Annotated in this window: 11 protein-coding genes; 4 read left to right on the top strand and 7 right to left on the bottom strand. The window is 69.5% G+C overall.

From position 1 onward, the window contains the following. Window positions 1-247: 247 nt before the first annotated feature. The 3 genes from FGD71_RS07790 to FGD71_RS07780 all read left to right on the top strand — a co-directional run bounded on the left by FGD71_RS07790 (window position 248) and on the right by FGD71_RS07780 (window position 4,354). On the top strand, window positions 248-3,085 hold the full coding sequence (locus FGD71_RS07790; RefSeq protein ID WP_119099656.1) for a beta-L-arabinofuranosidase domain-containing protein: 2,838 nt from the start codon (window positions 248-250) through the stop codon (window positions 3,083-3,085). 306 nt (window positions 3,086-3,391) lie between these two features. Further along, window positions 3,392-4,066 (top strand): hypothetical protein, encoded by a 675-nt coding sequence (locus FGD71_RS07785; RefSeq protein WP_119099655.1) that lies wholly within the window; start codon window positions 3,392-3,394, stop codon window positions 4,064-4,066. 99 nt (window positions 4,067-4,165) lie between these two features. Then, on the top strand, window positions 4,166-4,354 hold the full coding sequence (locus FGD71_RS07780) for a hypothetical protein (protein ID WP_181359146.1): 189 nt from the start codon (window positions 4,166-4,168) through the stop codon (window positions 4,352-4,354). A gap of 44 nt (window positions 4,355-4,398) precedes the next feature. Here FGD71_RS07780 and FGD71_RS07775 read toward each other — a convergent pair whose 3' ends face one another. The 6 genes from FGD71_RS07775 to FGD71_RS07750 all read right to left on the bottom strand — a co-directional run bounded on the left by FGD71_RS07775 (window position 4,399) and on the right by FGD71_RS07750 (window position 12,721). Then, window positions 4,399-5,205 (bottom strand): HAD-IIA family hydrolase, encoded by an 807-nt coding sequence (locus FGD71_RS07775; protein WP_181359147.1) that lies wholly within the window; start codon window positions 5,203-5,205, stop codon window positions 4,399-4,401. 50 nt (window positions 5,206-5,255) lie between these two features. Beyond that, window positions 5,256-8,024 carry an NHLP bacteriocin export ABC transporter permease/ATPase subunit gene (locus tag FGD71_RS07770; RefSeq protein ID WP_240436457.1) on the bottom strand — a complete coding sequence of 923 codons (2,769 nt, stop codon included), beginning with the start codon at window positions 8,022-8,024 and terminating at the stop codon, window positions 5,256-5,258. A gap of 118 nt (window positions 8,025-8,142) precedes the next feature. Then, the gene (locus tag FGD71_RS07765) at window positions 8,143-10,359 is read right to left on the bottom strand and encodes an NHLP family bacteriocin export ABC transporter peptidase/permease/ATPase subunit (RefSeq protein ID WP_119099702.1); all 2,217 of its coding nucleotides are present in this window, start codon (window positions 10,357-10,359) and stop codon (window positions 8,143-8,145) included. 29 nt (window positions 10,360-10,388) lie between these two features. Next, the gene (locus FGD71_RS07760; protein WP_119099652.1) at window positions 10,389-11,195 is read right to left on the bottom strand and encodes a biotin/lipoyl-containing protein; all 807 of its coding nucleotides are present in this window, start codon (window positions 11,193-11,195) and stop codon (window positions 10,389-10,391) included. 133 nt (window positions 11,196-11,328) lie between these two features. After that, window positions 11,329-11,544: a type A2 lantipeptide gene (locus FGD71_RS07755; RefSeq protein WP_119099651.1), complete on the bottom strand. Its 216-nt coding sequence runs from the start codon at window positions 11,542-11,544 to the stop codon at window positions 11,329-11,331. 481 nt (window positions 11,545-12,025) lie between these two features. Then, window positions 12,026-12,721: a type 1 glutamine amidotransferase domain-containing protein gene (locus FGD71_RS07750; protein WP_119099650.1), complete on the bottom strand. Its 696-nt coding sequence runs from the start codon at window positions 12,719-12,721 to the stop codon at window positions 12,026-12,028. A gap of 429 nt (window positions 12,722-13,150) precedes the next feature. Here FGD71_RS07750 and FGD71_RS07745 point away from each other — a divergent pair, with 429 nt between their 5' ends. Further along, window positions 13,151-14,371: a S1 family peptidase gene (locus tag FGD71_RS07745; RefSeq protein WP_119099649.1), complete on the top strand. Its 1,221-nt coding sequence runs from the start codon at window positions 13,151-13,153 to the stop codon at window positions 14,369-14,371. A gap of 124 nt (window positions 14,372-14,495) precedes the next feature. Here FGD71_RS07745 and FGD71_RS07740 read toward each other — a convergent pair whose 3' ends face one another. After that, window positions 14,496-16,547, bottom strand: a complete 2,052-nt coding sequence (locus tag FGD71_RS07740; protein ID WP_119099701.1) for a SpoIIE family protein phosphatase — start codon at window positions 16,545-16,547, stop codon at window positions 14,496-14,498. Window positions 16,548-16,955 lie beyond the last annotated feature (408 nt).

Here is a 16,955-nt window from a genome sequence, read left to right as displayed (position 1 = left end):
GCACTACCTCTCCGATGCGTTGGCATGGCCAGGACAGAAAGCGCTTACTGTCTCGCACCCTAAGTCAGCCCGGGCTGGAGCGTCCAGGTCTCGGCGAGGCTCCATGACCTCTGGAACGGGCGAACGGTCGTACCGCCGCCCGATCTTGACGCATCCATTGACGTGACCCCACCAGCCTCTTAGGTTCTGGTCGGTTCATCGAACTGCTGTCGAAATATCGAACATCGCGTTCAGAAGAGAGGCCTCCATGGCGTCGTTCCCCGCACGACGAGCCGTTCTCCGTGCCGCCGCTCTCGCCGCCGCGGCCCCGGCGATATCCGCCCTTCCCTTCGCCCGCGCGACGGCAGCCACCTCCGGCTCGGTGGCGGCGGTCGCCGCCGTTGCCGGACTCGCGGCCCCCTCCGCCTGGGCGGTGCGGCCGTTCGCGCTGAAGGACGTGGCCCTGGGTGCGGGAGTCTTCGCGGAGAAGCGGAGCCTGATGCTCGACCACGGACGGGGCTACGACGTGGACCGGCTGCTCCAGGTGTTCCGTGCCAACGCCGGCCTCTCCACCCGGGGCGCGGTCGCCCCCGGCGGCTGGGAGGGCCTGGACGGCGAGGCCAACGGCAACCTCCGCGGGCACTACACCGGACACTTCCTCACCATGCTGTCGCAGGCGTACGGCAGCACCGGCGACAAGGTCTACGCCGACAAGATCCGCTACATGGTCGGCGCGCTCGAGGAGGCACGTGAGGCGTTGCGAAGCGATCCCGTCGTGCTCAGCGTGCCGGGCAGATTCGCCACGGCCGCCGAGAACGTCCGGGGGTCCTACCAGTACGTGGACCTGCCGAACACCGTCCTCGGCGGCTCCGCCTCCATCACCCTCTCCGCCTGGGTGAAGCCCACCCATGACGCCAACTGGACCCGAATCTTCGACTTCGGCGACAACAACACCCGCTACCTCTACCTCGCCGCCCGCAACGCCGGCGGAGCGCCGCGCTTCGCCATCACCACCGGCGGAGCCGGCCGCGAGCAGGGCATCAACGGCACCGGCCCGCTGCCGCTGAACAAGTGGAGCCATGTGGCGGTGACAATCACCGAGAGCACCGGAACGCTCTACGTCAACGGCAGCGCCGTCGCGAAGAACACCGCCATGACCCTCAACCCGGCCACCCTCGGCACCCTCAAGAACAACTGGCTGGGCCGCTCCAACTACCCCGACCCGGTCTTCGCCGGTGCCTTCGGCGGGTTCGACATCTGGTCACGCGCGCTGACCGCCGCGGAGATCGCCGAACTGCAGGACAAGACCGCCGCCGAATCCTCCGCCGGCGCCGGCGACCTGGCCTCGTACACCTTCGCGGAGACCAGCGGCGGCACCTTCGCCGACCACTCCGGGCACGGGCGGCACGCCACCCTGCGCCGCACCTGGGGCGGCCCCAGCCACCCCGGCTTCCTCGCGGCGTACCCGGAGACGCAGTTCATCGACCTTGAGTCGAGGACCAGCCCCGACTACACCAAGGTGTGGGCGCCGTACTACACCGCCCACAAGATCCTGCGCGGGCTGCTGGACGCCTATCTCAACACCGACGACGAGCGGGCCCTCGACCTCGCCTCCGGTATGTGCGACTGGATGTACTCCCGGCTGTCCAAACTGCCGGAGAGCACCCTGCAGCGCATGTGGGGAATCTTCTCCAGCGGCGAGTTCGGCGGCCTCGTCGAGGCGATTTGCGACCTGCACACCATCAACGGCAAGGCCGAACACCTCGCCCTCGCCCGCCTCTTCGACCTCGACAAGCTCATCGACGCGTGCGTCGCCGGCGACGACATCCTCGACGGGCTGCACGCCAACCAGCACATCCCCATCCTCACGGGCCTGCTCCGGCTGTACGACGAGACGGGGGAGGAGCGTTACTTCAAGGCCGCGAAGAACTTCTGGGACATGGTCGTGCCCACCCGGATGTACAGCATCGGCGGCACCAGCACCGCGGAGTTCTGGAAGGCGGCCGGCTCCATCGCCGGAACGCTCAGCGACACGAACGCCGAGACCTGCTGCGCGTACAACATGCTGAAGCTGAGCCGGATGCTGTTCTTCCACGAGCAGGACCCGAAGTACATGGACTACTACGAGCGCGCGCTCTACAACCAGGTCCTCGGCTCCAAGCAGGACAAGGCCGACGCGGAGAAGCCGCTCGTCACGTACTTCATCGGTCTGAAGCCCGGCCATGTGCGCGACTACACGCCCAAGCAGGGGACGACGTGCTGCGAGGGCACCGGCATGGAGAGCGCCACCAAGTACCAGGACTCCGTGTACTTCCAGAAGGCCGACAGCAGCGCCCTCTACGTCAACCTCTACAGCCCCTCCACTCTGACCTGGGAGGAGAAGGGCGTCACCGTCACCCAGCAGACGGACTACCCGCAGAAGCAGCAGACCCGGATCACCGTCCGCGGCAAGACCGCCCGCTTCGACCTGCACCTGCGGGTGCCGTCCTGGGCGGGGGACGGCTTCGAGGTCAGGATCAACGGCGACAAGGCGCCCGGAACGCCCGAGCCCGGCCGCTACTTCACGGTGTCCCGGACCTGGCGCGACGGAGACACCGTCCGTGTGGCCGTCCCGTTCCGTGTCCACGTCGAGAAGGCCCTCGACGACTCCGGCGTCCAGTCCCTGCACTACGGACCGGTCAACCTCGTGGCCCGAGACCCTCGTACGACGTACCTCCAGCTCGGGTTCTACCGCAAAGCCGCGCTCTCCGGAGATCTGCTCCCCAGCTTGACCCCCGTGGAGGGCAAGCCTCTCCATTTCACCCTCGACGGCGTGGAGTTCGCTCCCTTCGCCGAAGGCACCGAGGATCCGACCCACGTCTACTTCAAGCGCTCCGAGCCGCAGATCATCTTCGGAGGTCTCGACTCCGGGGTCGCCAACCCTGCCCGGACCGACGGCACGACACTCCTCGATGAGATCTGGTCCGCCGCGCCTTTCAAGAGCAAGCGTGCGCTGCTCAAGCGGGTGGAGGACACGACGGCCGCGTGGGTGTCCGCCGGTCTTCTCACGGCCGAGGACGCCCGCAAGGTGGTCAGCACGGCGAAAGCGGCCTCGTACGAGTCCTGACCTTCGTCGTCACTTTCGACTTACTTGCCGAAGAATCCCGCCGATCGGTCCTGGCGTGGCAACGACCCGCACCACAGGTGCGGGTCGTCGCGGCCGATCTGGAAGCTCACCCGAAAGCGTGGTTTCAGATCGTATGGTGTCGGCACCCCTCTGAGGGATCTCTAGCGTTCCCCCATGACGTCGACGCCTCACAATCCTGGGCCGCCGGTGAGCGTGCCTTCCCCGGCAGGAGCCTTGGATCCAGCACCAGCGCCGGACCCGTCAGCAGCGCCGGGCGCAACGTCAGGAACACCTTGGACTGTCTGGATGGAGAAGTACTCGTTCCCCAGCCTCGGTGTCGCCGGCGCGCTGCTGTTCGGTCTGCTGACGATGGAGTACGACCAATTTTACCGGGAGTTGGGCATGGCCCCGGGCGATGTGGGCCTTGAGTACTCGACCCGGCTGAGTGGATCGGCGGGACTGGTACTGATGAGCGCCGTCGCTTCGGCGACGCTCTTTCTGCTTGTCGCAGGGGTTTTGAAAGCAGCGCGTTGCTTCGGCGCGTCATGGGTTCGCGATCGGGCCGAGCGAGTGTGGTCATTCCTGTGGAGGCGTGAGCGCCGTGGCCTGACGTTCATTGTCTGCTGCACGTTGAGCGTCCTGCTGGTGGGGGCGCTCGTTACGTATGTGGCTGACGAGATGGCGGACAGGGCCAAAAGCGGCAGGTGGGTGGAGCCTCTTCACGTTGGGCCCATCACCGTCCTGTCTGTGCGCGCTTACCCCGCGGATGTGCGGTTGGCGGTGAAAGACAGCGGCAAGCAGCTGAACCTGGAGACCGTCAACTCGAGCCAGTTGCTTTATATCGGGCATGGGCCCGACTCGGTGGTCCTCTACGACCACGAGCGTCAACGTCCCCTGTATCTGCCCGCCAAGGACGTGACGGTGACGACGTACAACTGCGAGACGTGGCGCGCCCAACGGCACAGCCGGTGTGACGGCTGATCCGAGCGCACCGACGGCATCGGGTGCGCACCGACGCCGCCGCCACCGAGCAGCAGTCCTGGCACCAGGAGGCACCGTGCAGGACCTGTCTCCGACACCTTGGACCGCTCGCTGCCCAACGGCTGGAATTTCGCGCTGCCCAACGAGGAGTTCCGTACCGCCGACGGCACCACCTTCGACGGTGCCGGAATCCCGCCGCGGCACCGCACACCCGTCTTCACCGAGCAAGAACTCGAGCAGGGCCGCGACAGCGCGCCGGCAAAGGCGCGGCAGATGCTGCGCCCGTAGGGCGCAGCCAGGGGATCCCACTGTCGCGCCCAGGCTGCGAGGCGCTACGAGACGGACTCCAGCAGAGCCGGAAGGTCCGCCACGGACTCCAGCACGTGGTCGGGTGTGCCGCTCGCGGACTCGTGGGTCTCGGGCAGGTACTTGCCGGTCTTGACGAGCACTCCGGTGATCCCGATGCGCTGCGCCGCCAGCACGTCGGACTCGACGTCGTCGCCGACCATCAGTGCCTCACCGGGACCGACCCCGACCCGCGCCAGCGCAGCCTCGAAGAACGCCGGCGCGGGCTTGCCGGTGATCTCGGCCTCCGTGCGGGCGGCCTGCTCCAGCCCGATCAGAAACGCGCCGGTGTCGAGCTGCAACCCCTCCGCCGTACGCCAGTACAGGTTGCGATGCATGGCGATCAGTCGGGCGCCCTGCTGCAGATGCCCGAACGCCCGGTTGAGCGAGGCGTAGTCGAACTCCGGTCCCGCACCACCCACGATGACGACATCCGGGACGGCTTCGGCCTCGGTGTCGGCGTCTGCGTCGTCGAGCAGCGCCACACCGGCGAGGTCCTCGCGGATGTCACCGCTGTTGAGCAGCGAGCACCGCGCACCGGGATACCGGTCGGAGACGAACGTCGCCGTCGCGGCAGGCGCGGTGAGGATGTCCTCGGCGTCCACCGGAAAGCCCGCCACGGCCAGGACCTCGGCGATCGACGCGCGCGTACGGGACGTCGTGTTGGTGACCAGGGCGACACCGAGCCCCGCCTCCCGGACCCGCTGCAACGCCTCAACGGCTCCGGGCAACGGCTCCCACGAGACCGTGAGTACACCGTCGATGTCGATCAGAACCGCACGTACCGACTCCAGGCCTGCCATCCCACGAACATACCGAACATATCGGCGCGCAACAGGTCAGGTCACTGCATCTGCCGCCGCACCAGCTCGTGCAACCGCCCACCCGTGTCCGCGAGCAGCGTGGCGGGCGGCCCCTGCTGGGCGACGCGCCCGGACTCCATCACGATGACGCGGTCCGCGTCCATCACCGTGGACAGCCGGTGCGCGATCACGACACGCGTGGCGTTGAGCGCGCGGGTGCTCTCGATCACCGTGCGCTGCGTCTCGTTGTCCAGGGCACTGGTCGCCTCGTCGAAGAAGAGGATGCGTGGCCGGCGGATCAGCGCCTGAGCGATCATCAGCCGCTGCCGCTGCCCGCCCGAGATCGCGCCGCTCCCCGAGACGATCGTGTGCAGCCCCATGGGCATGCGCTTGATGTCCTCGGCGAGCCCCGCCATCTCGGCGGCCGCCATCGCCTCCTCCGGCGTGTACGGCTCGGTGCCGCAGATGCAGTCGAGGATCGAGCCGGTGAACGGCTGGGCGTGCTGGAGCACGACGCCGCACTGACGGCGTACGGCCGACTGGTCCAGCGCCGCGAGGTCCTGACCGTCGTACAGCACACTGCCCGAGACCGGCTTGTCGAAGCCGATGAGCAGCCGCAGCAGCGTGGACTTGCCGCACCCGCTCGGCCCCACGATCGCCACGAACTCGCCGGGCCGGATCTCGAACGACACGTCGTCCAGGACGAGCGGCCCGTCGTCGGTGTACCGGAAGGACAGGTCCTTCGCCTCGATGGCGCCGGACAGCGCGGCGGGGCGGGTGCTCGCCACGCGCACCTCGGGCGTCGCGTCGAGGACGGGCCTGATCTCCTCGAACATCGGCAGCGCGGCGACCGCCGAGACGAAGGAGCCGGTCAGCTGCGTCACCGAGGTCAGCAGCATGGTCACCGAGGTGTTGAACGTCAGAAACGCACCGGCCGACATCGATCCGCGCGCCGGCGCCGCGAGCAGCATGAACATGAGCAGGGAGCACAGGGGCAGATACACCGCGCCCAGCACCGTGGTGAGGTTCTTGATGCGCCCCACCTTCTGCTGCAGCTCACGACTGTGGGCGAACTCGCCGGCCCAGGCCGCGTACGCGTAGTTCTCGGCCGCCGCGACCCGCAGCTTGGGCAGACCCCGGAGGGTCTGGAACGCCTGGTTGTTGAGCTTGTTGCTGAGCACGACGAGCCGACGCTGCCAGCGCACCTGCCACAGACCGAGCCCGAGGAACACCGCGGCGATCACGACGAGCATGCCGATCGCGGCGAAGGCCATCGGGACGCTGTACAAGAACAGCAGGGCGAGGTTCATCGCGCCGACCGTGCCCGACTGGACGACCACCGGCCCGACGCCCGCCATCAGCCGGCGGATGGAGCTGATCCCCATGGCGGCGCTGGCCAGTTCACCGGTGGAGCGCGAGGTGAAGAACTTCGTCGGAAGCCGCAACAGCCTGTCCCACACGGCGGGTTGCAGCGTGGCCTCGATACGACCCTCCATCCGCAGGACGGTGAGGTTCTGCATCAGCATGAAGGCCGCCGACACCACACTGGCGATCATGATGGCCAGGCAGAACTGGACGATCAGGTTCTCCTGGGCCTTCGGCACATAGACCCCGAGCACCTGCCCGGTGGCGATCGGTACCAGCGCGCCGAGCGCCACCGTGACCAGCCCGCTGAGCGCGAGATTGCGCAGGTCGCCGGTGGAGCCCTGGAGACTGAACCGCAGCAGCCGCAGCGGGCTCAGTCGGCGCTCGGGCAGCGGCCGGTAGAACATGACGGCGCGCGGCTCGAAATCCGCCACGTTGGCCTTCTCGACCGGTGTCTCACGACCGCTCGACGGGTGCACGGCCACGTAGCCGCCGCGTCGCCACAGCAGCGCGACCGGGGCACCCGACGCGGCCCGGTGACCGATGAGCGGGCCGACGTTGTCGCGCCACCAGCGCCCGTCAAGGCGTACGGCGCGGGTGCGGACGCGGGAGGCGAGCGCGATCCGCTCGACGGGGTCGAGACGGTCGCTCTCCGTGCCGCCCTGCGCGGGGTCCGCGAGCGTGATCCCGGCGGCGTGGGCGACGAGCTTGCAGGCGGCATACGTGGCGTCGGCGTCCGCGGGGGCCGAACTCCGCCCCGAGCGTTTGGAGATGGAGGCCAGCAGCGTCCGGTCGGCCTCGGCACGGACCGCCTCACCCGCCTTGATGCCGGCGGCCGTGCGGTGTTCGTGGGTGAGCTCCAGCTGCTCGATCCACCGGTCCAGCGTGGCGAGGAGCCGGTACTGCTGGTCGACCAGGGCCTGCCACATCGCCGGGTCCATCAGCAGATCGGCGGCGGCCTCGGCACCGTACACGGAGCCGTACTGCACACTGCCCGGCGGCACCTGCATCCACAGGACGTCGTCATCGGTCAGGGCCGCGCCCCGCTCGGTGGCCAGCGGTGCCTCGAACAGGATGGCCAGGCCGCGGCCGACGCCGAGGGAGAGGGCGTACTCCAGCGGGCTGGTGGCCGGGGGTACGTACTGGGGGTTGCCGTACTCGTCGTACGTCCATGTCTCGGTCTGCGGAGGCTGGTACAGCTCGCGCAGCTCGATACGCCGCAGCACGCACTCGCGCAGCGGCCGGCCGACCAGGGTGTGCTGCGGCCCGGCGACCGGGCCGAGCAGCAGCGTGCCCGCTTCGAGGCGGCCGAGGTGGTGCCAGTGGCCCTGCTGTACCGCGTCGACCGCGAACAGGTCCATGGCGCCGGAGGCGACGAGCCACAGCACGTGCGGGCCTTCGAGGTCCAGCCGGGTGAGGCCGGAGCCGTCGACCGGCGTGCCCATGCCGCCGAGCGCGGCGAGCACGTAGTCGCCCTCGGTGGCGGGCTGTTGGTGCTGCTGTTGATATTGCTCGTGCAGCTGCTGCTGGTGGTTTTGGTGCTCCGGGTGCACGGACGTCATCTCACCGCTCCCTGACCAGCTCGGCGTACGGGCCGCCGGCGGCCACCAGGGCGTCGTGACGCCCGCGTTCCACGATCGTGCCGTGCTGCAGGACCACGATCTCGTCGCTGTCGCGCACGGTGCTGAGCCGGTGCGCGATCACCACGCAGGCGCAGCCGCGCTTGCGCAGGTTGTCCATCACGAGCTGCTCGGTCTCCGCGTCCAGGGCGCTCGTGACTTCGTCGAGGACGAGGATGCTGGGCCTGCGCACCAACGCCCGTGCGATCTCCAGACGTTGGCGTTGGCCGCCGGAGAAGTTGCGTCCGTCCTGCTCGACCTTGCTGTGGATGCCGGCGGGGCGGCGCATGACGACGTCATACAGTGCCGCGTCCTCCAGCGCGGCGACCACGGCCTCGTCCGGGACCGACGGGTCCCACAGCGCGATGTTGTCGCGGACCGTGCCCTCGAAGAGGAAGACGTCCTGGTCGACGAAGGAGACCGAGGAGGCGAGCGCGCCGCGCGGGATGTCCTCCAGGCGTTGCCCGTCGATCCGGATCACGCCCTCCCAGGGAGCGTAGAGTCCCGAGATCAGCCGGGACACCGTCGACTTGCCGCTGCCGGAACCGCCGACCAGCGCGACCTGCTGGCCCGGCCCGACCGTCAGCGAGAAACCCGACAGCAGCGGCTTGTCGAGCGGGCTGTAGCCGAACGTGATGTTCTCCAGCTCCACATGGCCGTGCAGCCTGCGGGTACTGTCGCCCGCACCGGGACGGGAGTAGAGCGGGTCCGCCGCGAAGTTCTCGACGTCCTTGAGACGGGCCACGTCGGCCGCGAAGTCCTGGATGCGGCCCGCGACGCCGTTGAGCCGGGTGATCGGCGCGGTGAAGCGGGTCACCAGCGCCTGGAACGCGACGAGCAGCCCGACGGATATGTGGCCCTCCACGGCTCGCATCCCGCCGATCCACAAAATGAGCGCGCTGTTGAGCGTCGCCAGCGTCGGCGCGACCACGCCCAGCCAGGCGCTCGGCACACCGAGCCGCTGCTGTTCCTCCAGCGTGGTGGCGTGCTGCCCGGCCCACTTGCGGAAGTAGCCGTCCTCGCCGCCCGTCGCCTTCATCGTCTCGATCAACTGCAGCCCGGTGTATGCCGTGTTGGTCAGCCGGGCGCTGTCCGCGCGGAGCTTCGCGGTACGCGTCGCCCGCAGCCGCACGACGACCCGCATCGCCACCACGTTCAGCAGCGCGACGCCGATGCCGACGGCTGTGAGCTGCGGGTCGTAGGTGTAGAGCAGGACCGCGTACAGCACCACCACGACCGCGTCCACGCCGGCCGCCGCGAGGTCCCGGGCCAGGGTCTCGGCCACCGCGTCGTTGGACTGGAGCCGCTGCACCAGGTCGGCCGGGCTGCGCTGGGCGAAGAACGTGACCGGCAGCCGCAGCAGATGCCGCAGGAACCTCGCACTGCTGAGTGTGGACGAGATGATGCGCCCGCGCAGCAGGTTCGCCTGCTGCAGCCAGGTCAGCACCACCGTGAGCAGCACCGTGGCGCCCATCGACGCGAACAGCACACCGAGCAGCGAGGTCTGCCCGCCGATCAGGAACGTGTCGATGTACGTGCGGCTGAGCGCGGGCACCGCGGCCCCCACCGCCACCAGCAGCAGACTCGCCAGGACCGCGGCCGGCATGGTGCCCGACGTACCGCGCAACCGGGCCGGCATGGCGCCCAGGACGCCCGGCTTGCGGCCGCCCTTCTCGAAGTCCGGACCTGGCTCCAGGACCAGGACCACACCGGTGAAGCTGGTGTCGAAGTCCTCCATGGGGACGAAACGGCGGCCCTTGCCTGGGTCGTTGATGTGCACCCCGCGCCGCCCGAAGCGGCGCCCCATGCCGTCGTAGACGACGTAGTGGTTGAACTCCCAGAAGAGGATCGCCGGGGCGCGCACCTCGGCGAGCGCCGCCGTGTCCATCTGCATGCCCTTGGCCGTGAGGCCGTAACTGCGGGCCGCCTTCAGCAGGTTGCTGGCCCGTGAACCGTCACGCGAGACGCCGCAGGCGATGCGCAGCTCTTCGAGGGGGATGTGCCGCCCGTAGTGGCCGAGCACCATGGCGAGCGAGGCGGCGCCGCACTCCACGGCCTCCATCTGGAGGACGGTGGGGCTGCGGACGGTCTTCCGGCGGCCTTTGGGGACGGTGCGCTTCGGTGGCGCGGCACGGCGCCTGCCCCGTACGGGCGGTGGCAGTCGGGACTCCGCGGTGTCCTGGGGAGCGGTCACGGGAGCAGCCAATCGATCGGACGCTGATCGGCCAGGCGGATCGATCCGGAGGCCATGGTCATGGAGTCGAGCCGGAACGGCGGGCCATCGGCGGACGACCACTTGTAGCCCGACTTCGTGCCGGACGAGCGGTCCAGGCGGACGAGAACGGCCACGGGCCTGCCGTCCTTGGTGAACTGCTCGCCCAGCTGGCTGTCACCGAGGTAGGCGGTGATCTGCTGTGGCGTCTGCGCGCTCCGGTCGACCGACTTCACATGGCCGCGCAGCACTCCGTACTGCTGCGTGGGCGCCGACTGCACGGTGAGGTCCACGGCCGCGTCTTCGGGAATCGTGGCGGCGTTCTCGGCGGGCACGTAGACCGTCGCGTACAGCGGGTCGTCGGCGTCGGCGACCTTCTCCACGGAGGCGACGTTCGCCCCGGTGCTGATGATCGCGCCGATGGTGGCGGCGAGGGCGGTGACCCGGCCGGCGGCGACGGTGCGTACGACCGTCTCGCCCTTCTCCGTACGGACCTTGAGGACGGGGGCGTCGGCGGCGAGGCGCTGGCCCTGCTTGGCGAGGACCGCCGTGACCTGGCCGGCGACGGGGCTCTGCAGCACGTAACTGCCCTGCCCGTGCGTGAGGATGGCGGGTGCGCTCACCGTGGATGCCACGGAACCCGTCGCGGCCCAGACGGACGCGGCCGCCATGACGACGACCGTCACGGACAGCACGAGCCAGCCCTGGGGGCGGGCGAAACGCACCGGAAGGTCGAGCTCTTCGGGCGACTGGAGTTTGGCGAGGGCCTGTTGGCGGAACTGCACGGGACTTTCCCTCACCTGCGAACGACATGACGTACGGCCAGGGTGAACGACTGCCGTACGGCCGACTGGTTTACGGCATCCGAGAGTCCCGGAACCGGGGAGCGGTTCCGGGACTCAAGGCACGCTGATGCGCTCAGAGACCGGCGACCAGGCCGGTGACCGGGGCGGTGTTCAGGCCGGTCGCACCCTCGATGGTGCCGACGGCCGTGTCAACGGTGCTGGAAACGGGGGCGACGCCGTCCAGCGTGCTGGTGACGGTGTCCACGGCGTTGACGGACAGACCACCGGAGACGTTGTCGAGGTCCGCGTCAGCGATCTCGACGGTCTCGACCTGGGGGGTGGAGTTCATGATGGAACTTCCCTTCCTATTGATATTCATAAGGGGGGAGCGGCCCCCTCTGGGGACAGATGGTCGGGCCGCGTACGCAGGCGTCCGGTTTCCCGGAACCGGGAACCGTACGTGACCCCCGCGGTGCAAAGGATCAAAGCACGGTGTCGTGGCGCGCATCCAATCAACCGCCCACGTGATCAGGGCACTTGCGACCCGAGGCGACCCATCCGTGCAGGTGTGGGCACCGCTCGGGGGCGAGTTCTTCACACGAGTCCCGGGGGTCGTCACATTTCGGGGCCGGGCTGCTGATTCCGAATCGGACACTCCCCTTCCAAAGGCGCGGCACGCGACGATCCGCTGTGTGGATTCGTCGCGTGCCGTGACTTGGCTGCGTATTCGATGTGCAGATTTCCTGAAGTCGGGATTCAGCTCGCTTTGACGGACGGGCTGTTACCGGGCGGTGGCGGAGTGCGAGGGGTGGCCTCCGCCACAGGCAGGGTCAGTCCAGCTTCTTGAGGAGCTGGGTGGCGAGCGGGGCGGAGGAGGCGGGGTTCTGCCCGGTGACGAGATTGCGGTCGACGACCACGTGCGGGGCCCACGGCTCGCCCTCCTGGAAGTCGGCGCCGATCTCCACCAGTCGGTCCTGGAGCAGCCACCTGGCCTTGCCGGCGAGGCCGGCCTGGGTCTCCTCCGCATTCGTGAACCCGGTCAGGCGATAGGCCGCGAACGGGTTGGTGCCGTCCTCCTTCGTGGCGGCGAGCAGCGCGGCCGGGCCGTGGCAGACCACGCCGAGCGGCTTGCCCGACTCCAGTGCCCGGGTGAGCAGCCTGCCGGAGTCGGCGTTGACCGCCAGGTCCTCCATCGGGCCGTGGCCGCCGGGGTAGAAGACGGCGGCGTAGCCGTCAGGGTCCACGCCTTCGAGGCGGATGGGGCTGCTCAGCTCGGCGAACGAGGCGAGGGCGTCGGCGATCTTGTCGGCTCCCTCCTGGCCGCCGTTGACCTCGGCGGCCAGGCTGCCGCGGTCAACGGTCGGCGTCACACCGCCCGGGGTGGCTACGACGACCTCGTGCCCGGCGGCCTTGAACGCCTCGTACGGGGCGACGGCCTCCTCGGCCCAGAAGCCGGTCGGGTGCTTGGTGCCGTCGGCCAGCGTCCAGAAGTCGACGCCGGTCAGTACGAACAGGATCTTCGACATGTCACATGCTCCGAGAGTTGGGGGATTCGCGCGACGGCGTTCGCAAACGGTGCGCCGCCGCGCCGACGCTCTCGAAGGTAGGCCGATCGGGCATAGAGATCCAATAGCGGACCCTTTGGCCTGGTGAGCAGTCGCATCACCTGCTGGTGGTCACTCAACTTCACGAGGACTACGCCGAGTTGGGGCGCCACCCAGGGGGGAGTCCGTCCGCGAGGATCTTGGGTGCATCGGTGCTGGTCAGCCGATGCCGGCTCTTGTTCACCGTCGTCGACGGCAAGGCCTCGGCAACGGGCGATGCGCAGTTTTGCAAAGAGAGTTGGGAAAACACGTTGAACACCACACGCACAACATCCGTACCTACAGCCATCCAGGCGCCGCCACCAACTGCCGCCCCGGCAGTTCGGACCCCGTCCCCAGGAGGTCAAGAAGTTGAGTCACAAGCGAACACCGAAGCGCAAGGCCGTAATAGCAGCGGGCAGCGTGGCGGCGCTCGGAGCGGCGGCACTCATACTCCCCAACGCTATGGCGTCGCAGACCGAGTCCTCATCGGAAAGCGCCGAACCGAAGACGGTCAAGGCCGCGGCTGCGCAGGCCCTGTCGGCGCAACTGGCCGAGCAACTGGGTGACGCGTTCGCCGGGTCGTGGTACGACTCCGACGAGCAGAACCTCGTCATCAACGTCATTGGCGACAACAACAACATCATCCTGGGCGAGCAGGCCGGTGCGGTCGTACGCCAGGTGGACAACAGCATGTCCGAACTCAAGGCTGCCGAGCAGACCTTGAAGACCAAGGCCAGCGTCCCCGGCACGTCCTGGGCCATGGACCCCAAGACCAACAAGATCCAGGTCACCGCCGACAGCTCCGTCAAGGGCGAGAGCTGGGACCAGGTGGAGTCGACCGTCAAGTCACTCGGGGGCATGGCGGAGGTCAAGAGGTCCGAAGGTACGTTCAAGACGTTCGCCGCGGGCGGCGACGCCATCTTCGGCGGCGGGTCACGCTGCTCGCTCGGCTTCAACGTCACCGACTCCGCGGGCGAGCCCGCATTCCTGACCGCGGGTCACTGTGGTGTCGCGGCGGCCGAGTGGTCGGAGGAGGAGGGTGGCGCGGCCATCGGCACGACCGACGCGGACACGGCCACGTTCCCCGGTGAGGGCGACTTCGCGCTCGTCAAGTACGACGACCCGGCGACCGAGGCGCCCAGCACCGTGAACCTCGGCGGCGAGACGGTCGACATCGCGCAGGCCGCGGAGGCCGAGGTCGGCATGCCGGTCACCCGCATGGGCAGCACCACCGGCCAGGACTCCGGCACGGTCACCGCCCTCAACGCCACCGTGAACTACGCGGAAGGCTCGGTCAGCGGTCTGATCCAGACCGACGTCTGCGCCGAGCCGGGCGACAGCGGCGGCTCGCTGTTCAACGAGAACAGCGCGATCGGCCTGACCTCCGGTGGCAGTGGCGACTGCACCGTCGGCGGCGAGACCTTCTTCCAGCCGGTCACCACCGCGCTGGAGGCGGTCGGCGCGACGATCGGCGAAGGGGGCGCGGGTGCCGGTGGCGCCGGTGGCGCCGGTGCCGGTGAAGAGGCCGGCGGCGCCGCCAACGGCAACGGCGCGGCCAACGGCAACGCCAACGGCGCGAACAACGGCTAGGGCCGCTGGGCCTGAACAGCTGATCCGGCTGACTCGGCCGTACGACGTACACGCGTGACGGCTGTGGTGGGGCGGTCCGGCTCTCCGGCGGGAGGGCCGGGCCGCCCCGCGCGTGTGACCCGGGTCAGCCGGTTCGCGCGCGCAGCAGCAGCAGTGCCACGTCGTCGACCCGGTCCCGTTCCGTCCCGCTGTGCCGTACGAGACTGTCGGCCAGCTCGTCCAACGGCTGGTCGCCGATCTCGGCGAGCCGCCGGGAGAGCCCGGCCAGCGCGTCCTCGATGTCGACACCCGGGGACTCGATCAACCCGTCGGTATAGAGAGCGAGTACGGCCCCGGGGGCGAGCGCGACCTCGGTCGTCGGGTACGTGGCGGCCGCGTCGATCCCGAGCAGCGGACCTCCGGCGAGGTCGAGCGTCCGGACCTGCCCGTCGGGCTTGCGCAGCAGAGGCGGCGGATGCCCCGCACGGGCCATCACGGCCCGGCCGTGCGCGGGATCCAGCAGCAGATAGATACAGCTGGCGAAGAGGTCGGTGCCCAGGTCGATCAGCAGCCGGTTGGTGCTGCGCATGACCTCCTCCGGCGGCCGGCCGACGGTCGTGTACGCGCGTACGGCGGTGCGGATCTGTCCCATGAGCCCGGCCGCCGTGACGTTGTGGCCCTGCACGTCACCGATCACGGCCGCGGCCTGGCCGAACGTCGGCACCAGGTCGTAGAAGTCCCCGCCGATCTCCATGCCCCGCGTGGCGGGCAGATAGCGGGCGGCGGCCTCGATACCGGGCAGCGACGGCAGCGAGTGCGGCAGCAGGGCGGCCTGCAGGCCGTGCGCGAGCTGGTGCTTCGTGTCGTACAGGCGGGCCCGCTCCAGCGCCTGCGCGATCAGTCCGCTCAGACTGGTCAGTACGGCACGTTCGTCCGCCGGGAACGCGTGCGGTTCGGCGTACGCGAGGACACAGGTGCCCACCGGCCGGCCGGACGCGACCAGCGGCAGGTACGCCCAGGCCGCCATGCCGTCGGCGGTGGTCGGCCGGGCCGGATAGACGCGCTCCAGCTGTCTGCGGGATTCGAAGAACGCGGGCACGCCGCTGTTGGGCGCATGGGTCTCGGGTGTCTGTGCGGTGAGCGGCATCCCGTCGAACCGCTCCACCGCCTGTGGGTCCGGGTAGCCGCGATGTCCGAGTACGTGCAGCCGGCCGCCCTGTGTGCCGAGGAGGACCAGCGCCTGGCTGCCGACGGCGGGCGCGATCTCGCTCGCGACCAGATCCACCACGTCCTGGACGCCCACCGCCTCGGTGAGCGCGCTGGCCAGGTTCAGGACCTGCGAGATGGTCACGAGACGTGAACCGCCCTCCCCGGGCGGCAGCTCCGTGCGGCCGGCCCCGGTGACCGCGCGCGCCCGGGAGATCCGCAGACTCAACCCGTTCGTCGTGGGATAGAGCCGGAAGGACAGCCAGTCGGCCGGCGGGCGCAGCGCCACGAACGACGTCACCTGCTGGCTGAGCAGCGCGGCGCGGTAGCGGTCCTCGTAGACCGGGTCGTTGAGCCACGGCACGGACGCCCACAGCTGGGTGCCCAGCAGGCCGCTGACCGGCAGGCCGAGCAGTTTGCCCGCCGCCGCGTTGGCGAAGGTGATCCGGCCGTGCAGATCGAGGGCGCACAGCCCGTACGGCAGCCGGGCCACCATGCGTACGGCCTCCACCGTGCCGAGCGTCCCGGCCACGGTCGCCACCGACGCCGGGGCGAGCAGATCGGGCTCGGGGCGGACCGGGTAGCCCTCTTCGACGGCCCGCTCCAGACGCAGGGCGAGGCGGCCGCAGGCGGCGCTGAGGTGGTCCCGCTCGCGGTCGGACAGGTCCGACGGACGCGTGCCCGGCCAGGTCACGAAGATCGCTCCGTACGCGGCCCGCTCGGTGGCCACCGGCAGCGCGGCCAGCGCGAAGGGATACGGCAGGACCACGGCGATCCGCGGATAGTCGCGGGCCATGTCCTCCTCGCCGGCGACCCAGACGAGCCGGCGTTCGCGCACCGCCTTCGCCACCGGGACCGGGGCGCTGAGCCCCACTCGCTCCCAGGGCGCGGCGAAGGCCCTCGGCAGCCCCGCCATCACCGCCATCTCCAGGACCTGTTCCCCCGGCGCCAGCAGATAGACCGCGCCGGAGTGGGCGTGGACGTCGTCCATGATCGCGGCAAGCGTCAGGGACAGCAGTGGTCGGCCGACCGTCGCCGGGACGTTGTCCGGCTCCTGCCACTCAGGCACGCCGACCACCTCCTCCCACGGACGTGCGTAGGAGTACCGGAATCAAGGCTCTCTCGTGCGCACGGTTCCCGCACGGCGAGCGGGAACCGTCACAGGGGCTGCGCGAGCGTCCACGACGCGCTGTAATTGCGGACGTGGTAACTGAGGGCGTTGCGGGACGCAGAACGAGAACACTGCGTGCCGAACTTGCCCTCAAGGCACTCTCCGCGGATCCGGGCTCCCGCGAGCGATTGCGGAGCGTGATCGAGCTGGCCCTCGTCTTCGGCCGCGCGTCGGTCGCCGCCGTGTATGCGCCGGGGGAGGACGAACAGCTGAGTCTGGTCGAGTCCG

Origin of the sequence: Streptomyces sporangiiformans (genome assembly GCF_005768555.2) — a bacterium.
GTDB classification, from domain to species: domain Bacteria; phylum Actinomycetota; class Actinomycetes; order Streptomycetales; family Streptomycetaceae; genus Streptomyces; species Streptomyces sporangiiformans.
This window is presented reverse-complemented; position numbering and strand designations above follow the sequence as displayed.